The following is a 20,845-nucleotide window of genomic DNA, read 5'->3' as shown; positions in this document are numbered from 1 at the left end:
TAATAAAACAGAACCAAAAACTTGTTTTATTATGCTTGACCATGGATTAACCTCATCGTCAACATTTTCGTGAAATATTTCCCTAAGTATTTTATAAAACTTTTAAAAAAACGACCAACTCTTGAACAAAAAAGGTAAAACACAAAAATATGAATACACAAACGCCCCTCGATGCCCCTTCCATTGAAGCATGGCAAAACCTTCAAAAAGACATTGCTGAAACATGCCAAGAGTTACAACGCCCTGTAGAAGAAATTGAACTTATCGCTGTTTCAAAAACTGTTCCTGCCACTGATATACGTCCCCTTTTACAAGCAGGCCAATCTTTGTTTGCAGAAAACCGCGTACAAGAAGCAGCACAAAAATGGCCTGCTTTACGTCAACAATTTGAAAATATTAAACTTCATCTCATCGGTCCCTTACAATCAAATAAAGCCGCCGAAGCTATCAAAATTTTTGATGTCATTCAAACGGTTGATCGTGAAAAAATAGCCAAAATTTTATCCGAAGAAATGCAAAAACAAAAAAGGCATCTTCCTTGCTATGTTCAGGTTAACATTGGCTTAGAACCGCAAAAAAGTGGTGTTGCACCGCAAGAAGTAATCCCTTTTGTCAACCAATGCAAAAACAACTATGGACTTGATATCATCGGCCTTGTGGGCATCCCCCCTGTCGATGAAAACCCCGGACCCTATTTCGCGCTCTTAGCAAAATTAGCAAAACAAGCAAGTCTTCCAAAGCTTTCCATGGGTATGTCCAGTGACTTCAAAACCGCTCTACAGTTTGGCTCTAACGTCCTTCGCATTGGCTCTGCTTTATTTGGAAAACGCCCTGTGTAAAGCAATTTCCCCTCATATAAACTCATTCCCCCTTCATATAAACTCCCATTGAAAATTCTACGAACAAGCCAAAAACAGCAGAAATGAGAAAAAATATTTCCTTCAATATTAATAAAAAAGCAATTCTAGCAAAAAAGATTCCAGTCCCTCTTTCATCCTGTTAGCAAAATAAGCAAAAAAGCTGGTCTTCTCAAATTTCTCACCGGCACATCCACAACACATACAATAGCTTCAAGATAGCATTGCAATTTGGCTCTCATATTCTCGCACATTGGCTCTACTTCACCTCCCCTCTGACCGCCTCTCCAGCAAAAGCAACGTAAAAAATAAATCCTTATATAAAGGCAAAATGATAAGAGGGGCGTTGCGCATGAATGAAAAAACTGTCGCAAAATCACCAATTGCAAAAGAATATTCAATACGATTATCGCAATGATTTCCATTAAAAACCACGAATTCTCTTAACTTCTCCAACACGCGTAAACAATTTCCCCACATGCCAATGGCGTAAAGCAGGCAAAAAGAGGCTTATGGCTGCATAATACAGTAACAAAACTCTTTCATGTAAGTCACTTGAGCAAAATAAACATCTCAAATGCTCAATAGCGCACCAAGAGCCGCGCTAAACAACATGAATAGCAATCCTATAAGATCACAACGATAGCATAGAGACTTTCTATGCTCTACAAAGCGTAAATACAGTCAATATCCGCCTGAAAAATAAAAGAACGAATCCCGTGCATATGCGCATAATACATGCATGCAAAACAATGGCAATGAAACCGATCCCAATAACGATATTTCTTTATCATTATTCCTTTGTGGATTTCTTAAACAAAGAGAAAAACTTCAACTTTTAATATACGCAATTTTTCTAAATTTAAACTTTAATTAAGAAAAAATATGGTGTCATTTCTTATATTTTAAAAACTTATAATTAATATTATTATCTTTTTAAGAAAAAAATTCATATATACATAATTTATATATTATTTATACAGTATTTTTATTGTTATTTTTAAAGTTTATCTTTGACATTTCTCTAAAAATACGTGATAGCCATTTGAAATGTATCATTGTGATGCTACTTTTACTGTAGATAATTAAGAATAATTAATATGTTTGGTTCATTCAACACATTCGGTCATATGGCGACAAAGCATTCTTTTGGTCATTCGCACAATTCAAGACCTACTCATGGAAATGCATTTAGTCCTGGTGCTTTTATGTCTCACATGAATGCACGTGGCAGCGAAGTAGGAGTTCCGGCAGGAGTAGTTGGTGCAATTCAAGGTGGTATAACTGGGGGACCAGTGGGTGCATTTACAGGTGGAATGGGAGCTTTGTCATTGGGATACATAGGAGGTGCTGCTTGGGGCTTTATAGAAAAAGGTCGTGAGTGTTGGTTCTAATTTATAGAGAATAGCTACAAAGATATCTCTGAAGATAAATAATTCTGTAAATATATTCGAAAGAATATACCAAAATTAAATATCTACATCTGTGGATAAAATAGTTTTCGGAGATATCTATTGTGAATCACATCTTATAATCAGGATTTTGTTATAATGAATATTCTTTATGAAATCATAAGACTGTTTTGCATTCTCATTGTATTCATCCCTATATATGCTATTGGTTTTAAAAAAATTGGTGGTTACAGTTGGAAAGTATCTATAAAAACAACATTATATACAGTAATTCTGTTCATTATTTCTGATAGTTTATGTAGATATTTTGGTTTATATTAATCTTTATCGGATGAGTTCCAAGTACACTGAATAAAGTAGCGATGGTGCTATTAATGAGAAATTATGATTTATAATGACAGATTTTACTCATAAAATTATTGAATCGCTTATAGCAACATTTTTTTGGTTTAATATATCTTTTTTATTATAATTTTATTTCTTATAGTTGGAAAGATTCTCTAAAAAATCATTATTAATAAGCTGTATATTCTTTCTTATTAGTCTTTTATTTAACTATATTGGTTTATATCAAATTATAAGTAATATTTTATAATGTATATTTTTAAATATTAATATTATATAGATACATATTTACAAATATGTATATTTAAGATAGCATTCAACGCTGTATGTTACAATCGCAACTTTTATGAAGGTACTTATAATGGATCTTATGGATCTTATGACTATTAGTGATACTCTTCTTCTTATTTATTTTTTTGGTTTCATTTCTGTTTGGTGTATTTTGTAAATATAACGTTGATAATTTAAAAGATATAATATTAAAAGCATTACACTAAAATTATTATTTATACATAATAATTTTTTATATTGTATTTTATACAAATACAATAGATGATTGCGAAATTATTCGCCGTATTAATTATATCTATTACTATATTTATTTTTTTAGAAAAAATTTTGTTACATTTAGAAAATATCATAACGGCATTATAGTCAGTTATTATGTTCTTTATTTCTAATAACTTATTTATATATTTGTGTTTATATTAATTAAAAAACAGTCAAATCGATAAATTACCCAGCATGTTTATAACACTGCTTTAAAGGATGATATTTTTAAGGGCGTGCACAATCGGATAGTTAACTTGATTTTTTCCTTTCCCTAAAAAACAAGCAAGAATTAATTTTAGATTTTCAATGCGTTCCTAGCCTTAGGTGGATCTTGAAGGAACATTTGTCCTTGCTCCCAATACCATTTCCTAGTACAATCAGTGAATGGCATAACGCAAAACACTAAGTGTCAGTATTTTACATTTATGGAAGTAATAAATCTGTAGTGTGGCAATATTCGCCCTTCGAAAATGACTTTATAAATAATGCCGATAATCTACGAATCCCCATCTCCTTTTAACTTTTATATGAATTTGTTTTTAAAATTTAATTTCTTATCGGCACATAAAGAGCTCTCTCTACAACAATACGATCTTTTTGTATTTCTATACAATTTACAGCTCTTTATGACGATATACTTTGTCACACGTTACCCCCTAAAACAGCATAAAAAAGCTCTCTTAAAATATAAACGTAAAGACAAACACAGATGATTTTAAAAATTGACTATTCTAATCTTTGTCATTTAGTCTAACCTCGCAATGAAAAGCTTTTGGAAAACTCTGCCAAAAATATAAACATACGAAAGTATAGAGGCAAATTTTTCCAAACAATAAATTAAAAGAGGGACACATGACTGAAAAAATTTATCCAATATCAGAAGAAATCAAAAAAAATGCGCTTATCAATGAGGAGACCTATCAACAATGGTATCAAGAAAGCGTCAATGATCCAGAAAGCTTCTGGGCAAAACATGGAAAATGCATTGAATGGTTTAAACCTTATACAAAAGTAAAAAACACTTCCTTTAATGGAGATGTATCAATAAAATGGTACGAAGATGGAATAACAAATGTTGCCTATAACTGCATTGATCGCCACCTGAAAACCCATGGAGAAAAAATCGCGCTTATTTGGGAAGGAGATAATCCTTATCATGATAAAAAAATAACCTATAACGAGCTTTATGAACATGTTTGTCGTTTTGCCAATCTTTTGAAAAGTCGTGGCATTAAGAAAGGCGATAAAGTAACCATTTATCTTCCCATGATTCCCGAAGCAGCCTATGCTATGCTCGCCTGCGCCCGCATTGGTGCTGTTCATTCGGTTATCTTTGCTGGCTTTTCTGCTGAGGCAATAGTAGGACGCCTTGTTGACTGCGAATCAACCTTCATTATTACAGCTGATCAAGGCTTGCGTGGCAGCAAACGAATCAACTTAAAAGACAATGTTGATCATGCTATTGAGATAGCAGCGCGCCAAAACGTGCATGTGGACCAAGTCATGGTTATACGGCGGACTTGTGGACCCATTCAATGGATAGAGGGACGTGATTTTTGGTACCACGAAGAGATAGCTCATGCCAAAACAGACTGCCCACCAGAACCAATGAACGCTGAAGATCCGCTTTTTATTCTTTATACTTCAGGCTCCACCGGCAAACCCAAAGGTGTTTTGCATACTACAGCGGGCTATCTCGTTTATGCCGCAATGACACATCAATACGTTTTTGATTATCACCCTGATGAAATTTACTGGTGTACAGCTGATATTGGTTGGATTACCGGTCATTCTTACTTGGTTTATGGACCTTTATGCAATGGTGCGACCACTTTAATGTTTGAAGGCACACCAACCTTTCCTGATAAAGGAAGATTTTGGGAAATTGTCGACAAGCATCAAGTCAATACACTCTATACCGCACCAACAGCTATCCGCACCTTAATGGGAGCAGGAAATTCGTTTGTTGAACACTCAAACAGGACATCGTTGCGTCTTTTAGGCACGGTAGGAGAACCGATTAACCCAGAAGCATGGGAATGGTTTTATCATACAGTTGGAAATGACCGTTGTCCGATTCTCGATACATGGTGGCAAACAGAAACAGGAGGGCATATGATCACGCCCTTGCCTGGTGCAACCCCCCTCAAAGCAGGATCAGCCACACGTCCTTTTTTTGGTGTTCAACCCCAAATTGTTGATGCTCAAGGCAATATTTTAGAAGGTGAAGCAGAAGGCAATCTTTGTATCAGTGATTCATGGCCAGGACAAATGCGCACGCTTTATAAAGATCATGAGCGCTTTATTCAAACTTATTTTTCCTCCTATAAAGGAAGATATTTTACAGGCGATGGTTGTAGGCGTGATAGTGACGGCTATTACTGGATTACAGGGCGGGTTGATGACATTCTCAATGTCTCGGGGCACAGGTTAGGAACTGCTGAAATTGAATCAGCCCTCGTTTCTCATCCCGCTGTATCAGAAGCAGCCATTGTGGGTTACCCGCATCCCATTAAAGGACAAGGAATTTATAGTTTTATCACCTTAATGGAAGGGACGGCTCCAAATGAAGAGTTACAAGAAGAGCTTATTAAACATGTGAGAAAGGAAATAGGATCCATTGCCATATTGGATAAAATTCAATTTTCCCCACAGCTTCCCAAAACGCGATCAGGAAAAATTATGAGACGTATTTTACGAAAAATCGCCGAAAACGATTTTGATACTCTCGGAGATATCTCAACTCTTGCCGAACCACAAGTTGTTGAAGATCTTATTGCCAACCGACAAAATTAAAGAAACCACGAAGAAACACAACATACGGTGGTTTTTGTTTTTCTGCTAAAATTATCCTAGCATTGTTACGAAAACCACCCATGAGAATAAAAAAACAAAACAATTCATGGGAAGCTCAACAACTCTAACAACAAACGCCTTTCTTCATAACAAATAAGAAACAATAGAAGAAAAAACTTCACGGTTGGAAGATGCTAAGATTGGAATATAAATGCGAATAGGAATAAGAAAGTGAGATAAAAAGAGCAACATAGCTTTTTAAAATCACCCAGTACCCACTCAATGCAAAAAAGCCTCTGAGAAAGAAGGAAAAATAGTTCTGATGTTTATGCTAGAATCACTTTGAAATTCCTGCTAAAATCATAAATAAAGCTAAAAAGAGAAAGTATAAGTGATAATATTCTTGAGCAAAAATATTTATCTATAACGAGGGTGTATAAAAAATATTGAAAACCATGAAATCTAAAATAACCAAGCTTACAACAAAAATCTAAAGTAATGAAAGTAAGAGTTCTTAGAATAAATGATGCAATATAAAATCAGGAGTAATAATAAAAAGTGATTCATTTTGAAAATGTCGGTCTACGCTATGGAATGGGACCTGAGGTCCTTCGTGATATTAGCTTTCATATTCCTCCTGGATCATTTCAATTTCTCACTGGCGCCTCTGGAGCAGGGAAGACGTCGTTGATGCGTCTTATGTTTTTGGCACTCAAACCCACCCGCGGTCATATTGATTTATTTGGAACAGACACAGCGTTACTCAAACGCCAAGAGCTCCCTGCGCTGCGACAACGTATCGGTGTTGTTTTTCAAGATTTTCGTTTACTCGACCACATGACCACTTATGAAAATGTCTCCTTACCTTTACGCATTAAAGGACAAGAAGAGGCAACCTATCGCAGTGAAGTGGAAGATCTTCTCTGTTGGGTAGGTCTTGGAGATCATATTCATGTTTTACCACCAGTTCTTTCTGGCGGAGAAAAACAAAGGGTAGCCATTGCACGCGCGCTCATTGATCAACCTGAAATTCTACTTGCTGATGAACCTACCGGAAATGTCGATCCGCCCTTGGCAAAACGCCTACTGCGTTTGTTTATTGAATTAAATCGTTTTGGAACAGCTGTTATCATTGCTACCCATGATATTGCCTTAATGGAACAAGTTGCAGCACGACGTATGCTTCTCCATAACGGACGGATGACGATTCATGAATAAGTCTTTCCCCATTTTTACAAGCAATAAAAAAAATACAACAGCGATTATTCCCAGTGGCAATATTTCTGGAAAAGCATTGGTTGCCGTGATTGCTATTATGACGTTTCTTTCAAGCCTCACCTTAATCGGTGTTGATTTAGTCCAACGTGCCGCCCAAAATTGGAGTAATCAAATTAGCTATGAAGCAACAATACAAATACGCCCCATAGACAATGTTGATATCAACAAAGCACTCCGTGATGCCGTCCAATTAGTTAAAACATTTTCTGGTGTACAAGATGCAAAAATTGTTGACCAAAAAGCTACCGAAAAATTACTGGAACCATGGCTTGGAACAGGCTTTAATGTCAATGAACTACCCCTTCCCCGCCTTATCATTGTGACCCTGAAAGAGGATGAAAAAATCAATTTTGCAGCCATTAATCACGCCATTAAAACCCAAATTCCAGGAGGTCAATTTGATGATCACCGTGTTTGGGTCCATCGTTTTGCAACCATGGCACACACCACTGTTTTCATTGGTTTTTCAATTTTAGCATTGGTTCTAGGCTCTCTTATTCTTACCATCATTTTTACCACCCGCAATGCATTGGCAGAAAATGCGCATATTATCAATGTCTTATATTTCCTTGGTACTGAAACTATTTTCATTGCCCGCCAATTTGACTGGCATTTTTTTAAAACTGCACTGCGTGGTGCTTTATATGGTGGTCTCACAAGCATATTTCTGTTTTTAGCCTTTTGTCTCTGGACGAATTATAACTTGGGAAGAGTGGAAGCTAGCCAAGTAACAGCTTTGTTTGGACATATTTCCATAAGTTCCGTTCCTTACGGAAAAATCATTTTTCTTATTATTTTCGTTTCTTTTCTTACCACTCTTACAAACCGCATGACTATTTTAGCGCAACTGAAAAAAATCGATCAATGTGAAAATGGTTTATTTTAATTTTATGACTTACCACTCCTACCATTCCAACTCGTTAAGGCAAAACAATTTAGAACGTCCTCTTCCAAAACGACCCCACTATCGTTGGTCTGTGTGCTTTTTATTTCGCTATTTTCCACCGACAACACTTACTCTTGCAATCATTGTTTTCATTTTCTGGGGCGGTTTTATTGTTTTTTCTGAAAAAACTGAACGACTTTCTCCCCCAAAGCCTCTCCCCAAAGCTGATGCTATCATTGTACTGACAGGCGGAGAAAACCGAATAGAGACAGGACTTCATCTCTTACAAAAGGGGCTTGGTTCACGACTCCTTATCAGTGGCGTAAACGCCACAACCAATCTGAAAGGTTTCATGCATAACAGGCATATTACCCCACGGCTTGTCTCCTGTTGTATTGACATTGGGCATCAAGCGATTAACACCCAAGGGAACGCCAAAGAAAGTGCTGCTTGGATCAAAAAACACCACTATAAAACCCTTTATATCGTCACCCATGATTACCATATGTGGCGCTCAATGCGAGAACTTAAGTATTTAATGCCTGATATCCATTTCATTGCTTATCCTGTTAAAAAGAGCAATGCTGAAAGCGCAATACAACAGATCAATCAAATCCGCATTCTCATATTCCAATATATTAAAACGCTCCAAGTCTATATCAGAACCGCATTCTAATCTTTATCCTTCTGACTTTTTTAAAAACCTTGCCACCCACGAACCGCTTCATACCGTTCTTTCCATAGCCTTCCACACGAGGTTGCCTCTATAAAAGCTCGACAGAGCTACCCTCATATAACACAGAATACCCCAATACACGTATCACTGTATTGCACATTCACCCAAAGACATTTCTTACATCCCAAACATATCTCACAGCACGGGATCTGTACATGCCATCTCAATATATAAGCTCTTGTAAATAGAGCGCCCAGACAACTATAAGATCTCCCGACTTGTTATAGAGATCTATTTATACCACCCTCTTTACGCTTCATAAAAAATGCAAACCACCCCATCCTATATTTTACCGCCCCCAATATTACGATAGCTCTTACGCCACTTGGGATGATTGGTAAGAGACATGCTTTACGCCTTTTTTAAACACGAGCATACCAACCTCGTATGGCATACAAAGAAGTAATTTTAATAGATTTAAAATAAGAAAATTTATGATACTTAGATTTCTCATTCAACAGAGAGAAGGTTAAACTATCATTATAAACCAATATATTAGTAATAATCTCTTCATTCAACAAAGCATCTTCATAAGAGCATTTTAGATCACAGATAGGAATAAGCTCAAAACGCACACCACCACGAACATCCCACGTTCTTTATCGCAATCTTTTTTGAAATCATTTCCCACTAAAAACACTTTTTGTTTGGCTGCCTCCCCAAAAAAGAACGAAAATTTTTAAACTCTAGCGATCTGTAAACAATAACAATCCAGCTTCTTGTCTAACGCGTTCTCCCTACTCACTTCCGATCATCCCTGCTCAAAGGACAGATTTCATGAGAGTTGTGATTTCCTCCCAACATCTCAAAGGACGATGATTCCCATCAGCAACGGTTTGTAAACAATCCTACTTCTCTGGGCAGGTTCCTCTCTGCTTCCCCATTTATATGGTTTACTCACATAAGACTCAACGAACAAGCTCTGCTTAAAGCTATTCATCACGGTCGCTAAAGCGCATGCGTCATCATTTTATCCGTCTACTACCTAAGATGTTTTATCACATGCAACACATTGATTTATAAAGATAAGTATTCTTCATCTTAAATAAGAATTTTGAATAGCGTAAAACTCTCTCATTTTAAATCTATTCTCTGTTGAATCAATCAAAACCATTTGCTTGTACATCACAAGGGAAGAGAGCTTGCGTGGCGTAAAACTATACAAGAAAGGCATGCCTCTTATGGACTTGTCTCAAGTGCCAAAAACTGTCGCAATACCCACGAGCTGGCAAAGTGTATGATAGTGCCAGTTTGTTAGGACACAGCGCTGTTTTACCGCACAATGGATAACTTAACCTTTTCAGTTTCTCTCACTTCCAATTTTGGAAGACTGCGCACAATTTTCATTGTTTCCAAGCTTACAGTAATAACCCGCTGAAACAATTCCAGAGGATAGGCCGGATTACCCACCGTTTCAACAGCATAGCGATTAGCATCATTCACAAGACCGCTCGCTTTATCCGTTTTGACAATCTGGCGCTCCATAACCCATTCAAGAGCAGACCTGCCATTGACCACATAATCATAAGCTTCAAGAGGAATATTCTGCATCGTGATATGCGCATTATAAACCACTGTGCTCTTGTCAATAGCGCCACGCTTACCAGCAAATTTCATTGCTTCAACACGGTAGAAACTCTTCTCATCAGAAATCATCCAAGTTCTTGGATCACCCTGTTTATAAGTAACAGGATAGGGCTCAACCTCTTCATAATTCATATGCAAATCACCAAGTTTTCGCCCCGCTTTTACAAAAGCCCAAAAATCCTCTACTTTTTTAACTGTTGGGATACGTGGCAATTGTTTAGACAAGTTATGCGCATAACGTGCACGATAATCCTCAGAATGCAAAATCCCATAAGCATAATAAAACAAATCATCCTTTGTTATCATTTCACCAGGATATGCTGCCTTAAAATATACCAACCCTTCATCCGTGAGAGCATCACGCCGCTGCAAACCAGTTTCTTTGCTTTCCTCTGCAAAATTTGCAAACAAATGAACCTGATCCTTCTCTTTATCTCCTAAGGACTCAGCATCTTCATAAATATATCTTGGAAAACACTGACCAGTATCCATTGTATGAAGATTGGATAAATAATTAGTCATCAGAACAGAAAAACCACTACTTGCTCCAACTCCCGTAACTTGTATTACCCTGTTTTCAACCGCTGTTTCCATAGGGAATATACGCGGCATTTGATAAACTCTCTCATTAAAGGTGCGACTATAATAAAGCCACTGTCGTGTAAAAGGACGATAAAGACTTTGCACTAAGCAATTACTTTCAAAGTCAGAAAACTTTCCTCTTACCAATTCTTCTTTAAGGCTACTACTCCAGCTGATTTTCCTTGCATCTAAATTTACGAAATCATTCACAGCATTTGCACGCACTTTGCGGTCAGAATGCGCATAAACATTATTAAAACGTTTCACTTCATTGTTATAAAAAGTTATCGTGTTACGCATATTCTTCGCTAAAGCTCCACGGCTTGAATTATATGCCCAAGCATCGCGAGTAGTTATAATCCCACGAGAAAACGTTTCAAAGAGTTTTTTATCACTGCCCTTCTTATATCACCTAAGGCCAGAAATTTTTCAAAATCACTGTTGCGCTGATTCAACCAATCGCCATGCTCATCTGGTGTAATCATCTGCCAGCCTTGTGCACGCTTGATCCCACCAACACTATTCAACCGCTGAAGTTGAGATAATTTCTCTTTTGTCGTGAGATTATCACCAATATCGTAATAGTGAATTTTGCAATGCTCCATGACATTTGGATTTTTAATAAATAGTGTCACAGCAATTCCTGCCATACTTCCACTTCCGAAAACATTTTGCCCTTCTTGAGCACGTCCTTTGCTCATCATATTTTTGCGAATATCACCACGCAAATTGAGAACATAAATGCTTGAAAATTCTTCATTCAATTCTTTTCGTAATCCACTCGTAGAATATCCATTGATAAAACCTGAATTTGTCACAAAACCAATAACACCACAGTCTTTTATGCGATCACTTGCCCAGCGAATAGCACGAATATAACTGTCATAAAGTCCATTAACATTACTCGCTTTGGATTGAGCAGCATAAGTTTCACGAATGCGACGATCCAATTTAGGATAGCCAATATTTTTCGCATTGTCGTTTTCACTTTTTTGCCCCGAAGAATAAGGAGGGTTGCCAACAATAACACGAATATCCAGTTCCTTCTGGCGTGATCGGCGTGTGCTGTTATCCACCAGCAAATCACTGATCAGGTCTTTTTCTTGCTCATAAAGCTGGAATGTATCGGTTAAACAAATTCCCTCAAAGGGAACATAATCTCCCCCCATCAAACCATGATAGGTTGTTTCAATATTAATGGCTGCAATATAATAGGCTAAAAGCACAATTTCATTGGCATGAATTTCATGACAAAATTTATGCTTCATCTCCTCTGGCTTTATCAGACCCGATTGTAAAAGCCGCGTGATAAAAGTTCCCGTTCCTGTAAAGGGATCCATGATATGCACACCCGATGAGCCAAGCGTTTGCCCAAATTCTTGCTCTAAGACATCATTGACAGAGTGCAAAATAAAATCCACAACCTCAACGGGGGTATAAACAATGCCAAGTTTTTCTACAGTACGTGGAAAAGCATAACGAAAAAACTTATCGTAAAGCTCTACAATCAACCTCTGTTTTGCTTTTGGATCCGTAATTCCACTGGCGCGTAATTTTACACTTGCGTAAAATTTCTCAAGATCTTTGGATTCCTTATCAAGGTTTGCCTCATCAAGCACATCAAGCATACGTTGCATAGCACGCGAGACAGGATTCTCACGTGTGAACTGATACCCTTCAAACAACACCTGAAAGACAGGACGCGTGATAATATGCTGTGCCAACATCTCAATCGCATCAGCTTCTGTAACAGCATCATTTAAATCATCACGCAGTTCTGCCACAAACTTGTCAAAGGCTTGGCGCGCCTCAGTATTTGGCTCTGCCAGAATACCTGTTAAGCGCGTGATATGATTCTTAGCAATTTCAGCAATGTTGCTCGCCCAATCTTCCCAATAATCACGTGTCCCACATTTCTTGACGATCTTTGCCAAAATCGCACGAGAAATTTCATCCACCGGGAAAGAAAACTCCTTGTTTAGCTGATCTGTACGAGTTAAATCATATTCCGGTGCTCCAATTCCCGCTCGTGCCGGTTGTACGCGTAGTGGAAGATTGTCTACAACAGCTGTAACAGCCTGTAACTCAGTGCTCTGCGTGACACCAATAATCTCAATCACATTGCTGATATCTTGGCTCAGCGATGCCTTATTAATCGTCGCATCAAAACGATCATCATGCGCACGCAAAGCATTTAAAATTTGCCAAACAACCCGATATTTATCATTGTTGTTCAAAGCCTGTTCCACTGGAATCCCAGAGGGAATGCCAATTGGCAAAATGACATACCCCATCTTTTTGCCCTCAGACCGACGCATCACCCGCCCAACGGATTGCACAACATCAATCTGGCTCTTACGTGGATTTAAAAACATGATCGCATCCAGAGCCGGAACATCCACCCCCTCAGACAAACACCGTGCATTGGTCAAAATACGACAAACATCCTCACCACTATCAGCTTTCAGCCAATCAAGTAATGCACCACGATCCTTCGCGTTGAAAGTGCCATCAACATGCTCAATTTCACACTTCAGAAAGTGCTCATTTTCCGTATCCTCTTTCGTATAATCAAGATATTCTCTAACAACCGCAGAAAATTCATCACACACCAGTTTAGAACTTTCAATAGTCTTGCAAAACGCCAAAGCACGACGCATGGGGTGTGGATCCGCACCAACATCAGCCTTCAGATCTTGTTTTGTCAGCGCCTTATAACAACCAATAATCTTCGTTGCATCATCAAGAACAAGTGAAGACTGGTCATCACTAAGACGCTTCTGAACAGCGGAACTGACCAATTTTTCATCCATTGCTAAGACAATAACCTTATAATCCGTTAAAAGATCATTTTGTACTGCCCAAGAAAACCCCCGATAAAAAAGTGTTTTACCAAAAAGCTTTTCATCATCCATCGAAGCAAGAACAACATTGGCTTCATTCGCGCGACTTTTTGCGTTATCACCAAAAATGCGTGGTGTCGCTGTCATATAAAGGCGCTTCTTGGCACGAATAACATCATTAGAATTGCACCTTAACAAAATTGGATTCATCCTCTCCAACCAGCGTTGCCCCTGTTGTACGGTGCGCTTCATCACAAATGATAAGATCAAATGTTGGCAAACCATACTTTTTCTGAGCATCCGCAACCACCTGAATGGATTGATAGGTTGCAAACACAACGGTCATCCTATCTGCAACACTCTTACCCGCCTGTTCTGCAAGTTTAGCAGCATCGGTTGTCGCCGGAAAAGCAAGATCAAACACATCAATTTCAGCAACATCATCACTATTTTTACGACGCTTTCCCACTTGTGTATCTGAACAGACAGCAAAGGATCTCAATCCGATTTCTGCATCCGTTGTCCATTCACGGACCGTCTGTGACATCAGTGCCAAGGAAGGAACAAGAAACAGAACAAACTTGCCTTCACCCGCTAAATCCTCAGCAATTTTAAGACTGGTAAATGTCTTACCAGTACCACAAGCCATAATAAGCTTACCCCGATCTGCTTGAGCAAGCCCAGCACGCACATCACGCAATGCATCCTGCTGATGTGGACGGATTTTCCTTTTATCCTCCAACACAACTTTGCCCTGGGCTGCAAAAGTTTCCCAACGGATCGGACTTTGTTGTATATCGGAAAGATTAATCCGTATAACAGGAATATCCTGCCCCCGTATCATTGTTTCAGCGTTATCACTCCAAGCACTTTCAGTGCTATCTATAATAACACGCCGCTTGAATGGAGCTTTCCCTGATGCCGAAATAAAACTATCAATATCTGCTTTTCTAATCCGATATGATGCATCATAAAATTTACATTGGATTGCTGCAAAACCCTCTTCATTACGAATCTTTGCCACAAGATCGATGCCAGTATCATGACCATCCCAATCATTTTCACGAGCCCAATCCTTAAAGGTTTGAACCTTTTCATAACACCCAAACTGAAGAGGATCATGTGTCAGATAAGCAAGAGCAAAACGCTCAAAATATGTACCTTTGTCCCGTTCGGTACGCGCTTCGTCACGATATGTCTGTAAAAGCGATTGCAGCGTCATGCTTCCCCCCAATGAAAAATACTTTCAATTATCGAGTCTAGCCAAATTGGTCAATGCCTATTATTTCCCCCAAAAGACTTTAGATAACTCGATTTACTGAATGAACCAATATTTATAATGGAATATGTACTAAACAAAACAAATGAATAAAGTTTTACTTATCAACAAAAGAATAGAATCTGCTCTTCCCACATCCCTGATAAATATCATGTAATCACGCACAAGAATGTAGAGATTTGCTTCATTATTTTGATGAGCTTTTTTTGATATTTATCTATTGAAAATAGTTTAAGCTCATATTCAGGAGGTGCTAAACGCAATAAAAGCATAACGTAAAACTAACAACCAGCTATACCAATACACATAATAATGAATACAGCAATTAACATTCCCAGCAACATGAGCCCATAAGTGTATTCATCTCGTTCTCCCTACAAAACTGGAGCTTCGTAAAAACCTATATCTCCGTCGCATAAAGCCATAAAGAATCTTAAAACCAAACGTTACCAATACCAACGCCCCTCCCTTTGCCATACAATTTGTGAGAAAAAACAGGGTAACGAATAAACAAAAGGAAAAGAAAAACTATAGAAGACCAACTCGCCTCGTATATCCGTTCATTTTTGGGATATAAGCTGCTTTTCGTTTAAACTTGCTTCTTTTTTATCTTGTTTATTAACAGATATACACTCCCCTTTCCCCTCTTACTTTTAGGTTAAAATCCTAAAGTTATCGCGCCTTGTATTTTGTATAGCTATAAAAATACAAGGGAAATTTATTCATGATACGTTGTGCCGTAAAACTTCATCCTTTAACGTTATATAAAGCACGCTTCACTTAACGAATAAAGCGTTTTCTAAAATAGAACAGCAAATAATGCTAAACTTTTCCCATCCATGTTTCGCTTCATAAACGCTTCTTCCAAGTGGAAAACATCACAACAAACATGCCCTACAATTGATAAAGCTTAATCGCGTGAAAGAGCGACAACAGGGTCAAGCCGTGAAGCTTGCCGCGCTGGAGAAAAACCAAAACAGATTCCAATGAGGGTTGAAAAAGTAAGGGATAAAATGATCGAATCAATCGTATAAACCAAGTGGATAGGCGCTTTAAACAGAAGAAATAAACCACCGATAGAAAGCCCAAGCAAGATCCCCAAACCACCACCAATGACACAAACCAACACCGCTTCAATGAGAAACTGCTGCAAAATATCACTTTGGCGTGCACCAACTGCCATACGCACACCAATTTCATTGATCCGCTCAGAAACGGTGACCAGCATAATATTCATCACCCCAATACCACCTACAATCAGGGAAATAGCTGCAATTGAAGAAATTAAAAGTGTTAAGATATGTGTACTTTCCATGATACGTTCACGAAAGAATTCTGAATTTCTAATGAAAAAATCTTCTCCACCATGCCGCATAATGAGAAAACGTTTCACCATGTTTTCCGCTAAATGTGAATCGACATCATCAGCAATCCTAACGGTAATCGCACGAACTTCTGTTGTGCCAAGAAAACGCGTTTGCACTGTTGTATAGGGCAAATAAAGCTGTAATGTATTTGATGTATTTCCATTTGCGTTATTTTGCGAATCAACAACACCAATAATGCGCGCTGGAACATTACCCACAAGCACCACTTTGCCAAGGGGACTTTCATGGCTATGGGGAAAAAGAACAGACAATGCTTCTTTCTCAATCACGAGATCAACCGCCCGATCATGCACACTTTTTTGATCAAAAAACTGTCCTTTGAAAACTTTAAGCCCCTGTGTCTGAAAGAATTGTTCTCCCACCCCCACAATGACAGCATTGACTTCAACTGCACCAAAACGCACTTTCGAACTTGTTGAAATCTGAGGCGTTACACCAGAAACATAAGGTAACCCAGACAAGGCTTCTGCATCAGCTTCAACAAGAGTTGTTATTTTCTCTGCTTGTGGATCAGAAAAACTTTTGCCAGGTAAAATTGTTAATGTATTAGCACCCAAGCTTTTAAAATTTTCCAAAATTTTCTCTCGTGTACCATTTCCCAAAGCCACCATAGCAATAATCGCCCCAATACCGATAATCACCCCAAGCATTGTTAAAAAAGTTCGCATTCGATGTGCATTCATTGCCAACAAAGCCATAATAAATGCCTCACGAAACCGCTCAACAAAAGACCGAAAAGAGCCAAGCTGTTGTTTAACTTTTAGTTTCTGTTTTTCATAAAAAGATTGACTATCCGTTTTTATTTTTGCCCCCGCTGCTCTTTTCTTTGCAACCTTTGTCATACTGTCAGCAATAATTTCTCCATCACTGATTTCGATAATACGCTCTGCTCTTTTGGCCACCTGCATATCGTGAGTTACAATGATAATAGTACGACCTTCTTGATGAAGCTCATCCAAAATACGCAACACTTCCTGTCCACTCTGTTTATCCAGTGCACCAGTTGGCTCATCGGCAAGAATAACCTCCGCATTATTCATCAACGCTCGAGCAATAGACACCCGTTGTTGCTGACCACCTGAGAGTTGATTTGGACGATGATTCACCCGATCACCCATGCCCAAGCGCGTTAAAAGATCTTGTGCACGCTTTTTCCTTGCTTCCACAGCACATCCTGCATAAATAGCCGGAATTTCAACATTCCCAAGAGCTGTCAATTCATTCAACAAATGATAGCGCTGGAAAATAAAACCAAAATGATTGCGCCGCAAAGCCGATAATTCATCAGCTGAAAGAGAAGCTGTTTCTTTCCCTGCAATCCAATAACGACCAGAAGTTGCCCGATCAAGACAACCTAAAATATTCATCAATGTGGATTTTCCTGAACCAGAAGCTCCCACAATCGCTACCATTTCACCGCGCTTAATGGTAAGATTGATGTCCTTCAAAACAGTAACAAATGTTTCGCCCGCTGGAAATTTACGTACAATATTTTCCAACACAAGGACAGCATCTGCTTGGTTTGTGTTCATGGTTTAAATCTCGTCTTCACTATGCACGTCAGAAGGTTCTGGCATCACCCCATCAGGCGAGCCGGTGATAACAACATCGCCCTCATTAAGTCCTGAAACAATCTCTGCCATCACCTTATTATTCAACCCAACGCTCACCTGTTTAGTAACCACCTTGTTCCCCCCCTCCAAAACAGAAACCCATGCCTTATGCTCTTTTGTCTCATCGCGTAAAGCATCGCTTGGAACCAACAAGACATTTTGAGCACGCCCTAAGATAATATGAACTTGAGCAGTCATATAGGTTCGCAAAAAATTGTCCGCATTATCAACATGTAAAATTCCGTTATAATAAATAGCTGATGAGATTAAAGCACTAGACCCCCCTACCATACCAGGGTTAATACTCACATCAGCACGAATTGCTTCAGGAGCCGGCTCTATCTTTTCTAAAACGCCCTCATAACGACGCTGCGCATTCCCTAAAACTGTAAAATAAAGTGGTTGTCCAGCCTGAACTTTAAGAACATCAGCTTCTGAGATTTGCGCCTTGATCGTCATCTTTGACAAATCGCCCAAAATAACAATTGTTGGCGCCGACTGAACTGCATTCACATTCTGCCCTTCTTCCACAACTGTTGCCAAAACCGTTCCCGCTGAAGGGGCAGTTATGCGTGTATAACCTAAATTGACCTCTGCACTATCCACATCAATTTGTGCTTGCACAATCTGCTGTTGAAGTTGAGCAATTTGCGCCTCACGTATTTTTACTTGTGTCACAGCATCATCGAGATTAGCCCGTGAAACCGCACGTGACTCGATCATTTTTTTCTGACGTGCTAAATTTTTCTGCGCAAGAGAAAGATGGGCTTCTTGTTCTACCAAACTCGCATAATAGTGAGATAATGCTGCTTTTTTTCTTTTTAAATCATTTTCTTGATCTGTAGGATCAATTTCTGCCAAGAGATCGCCTTCTTTCACAACACTCCCAGGAGAAACGCGCATTGACACCACACGCCCTGTTGCACGCGCACCAACAGCCACCAACCGATAAGGACGTACAAGACCAGAAGCTAAAACACTTTCCTCAATATCCCCACGCTTCACCACCGCTGTTATATAAGTTGGGCTAGATGTTCCAAAAACAACAGAACGCAACCATAAAAACAAGAGAAGAAGGAATATGGCAGTTAAAAAGAAGGAAAGTTTTTTGTGTTTTGTAATGAAATTTTTGAGTAGACTTTTTTTCATTTCCCTACCTTTGCACGCGAACGAGGTGCACCATCAACGACTTCCGGACGTGATACATCAACAACGCCATCCCAGCCCCCCCCCAATGCTTTCATCAACGTGATATATTGCGTAACCAAAGAAACACGGCTATCTTTAAGTGCCATTTGTGCAGAATAATAAGAGCGATCAGCGTTTAACAATTCAAGAAAACTGGTATTTCCATTCTCAAAAAGGCTCCGTGAAAGTTTTAAGGAATGAAGAGAAGCTTTATTCGCAACGATTAGCTTTTCTAAGCGTTGATGTTCTTTAGTTAATCTTACCAGCGCATTTTCTACATCTTCTAAAGCTCCCAACACAGCAGCCCGATAAGTAATAAAAGCTTGATCACGTTGTGCACGCGCAACAGCAATAGAAGCCTCAACCTGACCTCCATTAAAAAGAGGTAAACGAAGACCAGGTCCAAAAGACCAGCCAATCGTTGAATTTTTCCATAACTGATCAATCGCCGTTGCGGCTGTCGAAATATTACCTGTTAAAGTAAGTGATGGATAGCGATCTGCTTCACGCTGACCAATCCGCGCTGTTGCTTGCGCGTATTGACGCTCTGCCCGTCGCAAATCCGGACGTGTTAACAAAATATCGGCTGGAATTCCTGCTGGTATCGGCCAGCGTGGTTGTGGAATCTTTGCATGTTTAGCATTTTTTTGTAAAAGATCCTTCAATGCCGTAGGCACACGACCAGTTAAGACAGAAAGGCGATGAACGCTCATTGCTAAATTCGCTTCCATCTGTGATATATCTGCTTCTGTATTTGCCATTTGTGCTTGCGCATTTGAAACATCGAGCTCAGAAACATCACCAGCTGTTAATCTAGCGCGCATCAATTCATAGGTTTTACGTTGTGATACAGCAATTTGCCGCACAATCAACAACTTCTGTTGCCAACCACGCATTTGCACATAATTTGTTGCCACATCTCCTAACAATATCACCATGGTAGCGCGCATATCTTCCACAGCCGCATCAAGACCATAACGCGCTGCTTCAACCGCTCGTTTATGCCCACCAAAAAAATCAAGCTCCCAGCTTGCATCAAAACCACTATGATATTGGTTTAACAATGCATCAGACTGTCCAGAATGACTACGGGTTCCTGAAATTGAATTGGACACATTTGGTAAAAGAGTTCCTACAACCTGCCCTAAACCCGCACGCGCCTCACGTACCCGAGCTTTGGCAACAGCAACATTATTATTTCCAGAAATCGCATAATCCATTAACGCATCTAGAACGGGGTCATTCAAACGCCGCCACCATCCGGCAAGCGCAACTGACTGCCCAGACGCCTGTGCAGATTTTTCTCCCCAAACTGCTGGAACACGAAAAGATGTTTTCTGGTAATTAGGACCAACCATACATCCTGACAAAAGCAAACACAAAAAGATACTAGAAAGTAATCCACGAGAAGCGCCCCTTTTGAGATTTCTGATATACATCTAGTCTCCCGCATTCTTTCAGAATCATTATTTAATATTAATACTTTATTTACTTCTTATTTCA

At 38.9% G+C, this 20,845-nt stretch carries 9 protein-coding genes and 1 pseudogene; 6 read left to right on the top strand and 4 right to left on the bottom strand.

Features of this window, described 5'->3' with window-relative positions; genetic code table 11:
* Positions 1–149 precede the first annotated feature (149 nt).
* The 6 genes from ACFIJ9_RS01355 (at position 150) to ACFIJ9_RS01330 (ending at position 8,802) form a co-directional block, all read left to right on the top strand.
* Positions 150–839, top strand: coding sequence for a YggS family pyridoxal phosphate-dependent enzyme (locus ACFIJ9_RS01355; protein WP_375635491.1), 690 nt, complete (start codon positions 150–152; stop codon positions 837–839).
* 1,118 nt (positions 840–1,957) lie between these two features.
* Complete coding sequence (locus tag ACFIJ9_RS01350; protein WP_375635490.1) at positions 1,958–2,251, top strand: hypothetical protein; 294 nt, start codon at positions 1,958–1,960, stop codon at positions 2,249–2,251.
* Between the two features lie 1,767 nt (positions 2,252–4,018).
* Entirely contained in the window at positions 4,019–5,962 is a 1,944-nt protein-coding gene (acs, locus tag ACFIJ9_RS01345) for an acetate--CoA ligase (RefSeq protein ID WP_375635489.1), read from the top strand.
* Between the two features lie 558 nt (positions 5,963–6,520).
* The gene (gene ftsE / locus ACFIJ9_RS01340; RefSeq protein WP_273723097.1) at positions 6,521–7,180 is read left to right on the top strand and encodes a cell division ATP-binding protein FtsE; all 660 of its coding nucleotides are present in this window, start codon (positions 6,521–6,523) and stop codon (positions 7,178–7,180) included.
* The gene (locus ACFIJ9_RS01335) at positions 7,173–8,126 is read left to right on the top strand and encodes an ABC transporter permease (RefSeq protein ID WP_273787645.1); all 954 of its coding nucleotides are present in this window, start codon (positions 7,173–7,175) and stop codon (positions 8,124–8,126) included. The genes ftsE and ACFIJ9_RS01335 overlap by 8 nt, the downstream gene beginning before the upstream one ends.
* On the top strand, positions 8,113–8,802 hold the full coding sequence (locus ACFIJ9_RS01330; protein WP_375635488.1) for a YdcF family protein: 690 nt from the start codon (positions 8,113–8,115) through the stop codon (positions 8,800–8,802). Before ACFIJ9_RS01335 ends, ACFIJ9_RS01330 begins: the two co-directional genes overlap by 14 nt.
* A 1,332-nt stretch (positions 8,803–10,134) precedes the next feature.
* Here ACFIJ9_RS01330 and ACFIJ9_RS01325 read toward each other — a convergent pair.
* From ACFIJ9_RS01325 to ACFIJ9_RS01310, 4 genes and pseudogenes are all read right to left on the bottom strand, one after another.
* Positions 10,135–15,096: pseudogene (locus tag ACFIJ9_RS01325) on the bottom strand (DEAD/DEAH box helicase).
* Between the two features lie 967 nt (positions 15,097–16,063).
* Positions 16,064–18,073: a MacB family efflux pump subunit gene (locus tag ACFIJ9_RS01320; RefSeq protein ID WP_375635487.1), complete on the bottom strand. Its 2,010-nt coding sequence runs from the start codon at positions 18,071–18,073 to the stop codon at positions 16,064–16,066.
* Between the two features lie 3 nt (positions 18,074–18,076).
* Positions 18,077–19,303 (bottom strand): efflux RND transporter periplasmic adaptor subunit, encoded by a 1,227-nt coding sequence (locus ACFIJ9_RS01315; RefSeq protein WP_375635486.1) that lies wholly within the window; start codon positions 19,301–19,303, stop codon positions 18,077–18,079.
* A complete protein-coding gene (locus tag ACFIJ9_RS01310) occupies positions 19,300–20,781 on the bottom strand; it encodes an efflux transporter outer membrane subunit (RefSeq protein WP_375635485.1) in 1,482 nt (493 codons plus the stop codon). Before ACFIJ9_RS01310 ends, ACFIJ9_RS01315 begins: the two co-directional genes overlap by 4 nt.
* Between the last annotated feature and the right edge of the window lie 64 nt (positions 20,782–20,845).

This window comes from Bartonella sp. MR90HLJMH, from assembly GCF_042194115.1.
Classification (GTDB): domain Bacteria; phylum Pseudomonadota; class Alphaproteobacteria; order Rhizobiales; family Rhizobiaceae; genus Bartonella; species Bartonella grahamii.
Note: the sequence above shows the minus strand (reverse complement) of the source record. Positions and strands in the feature narration are given on the sequence as shown.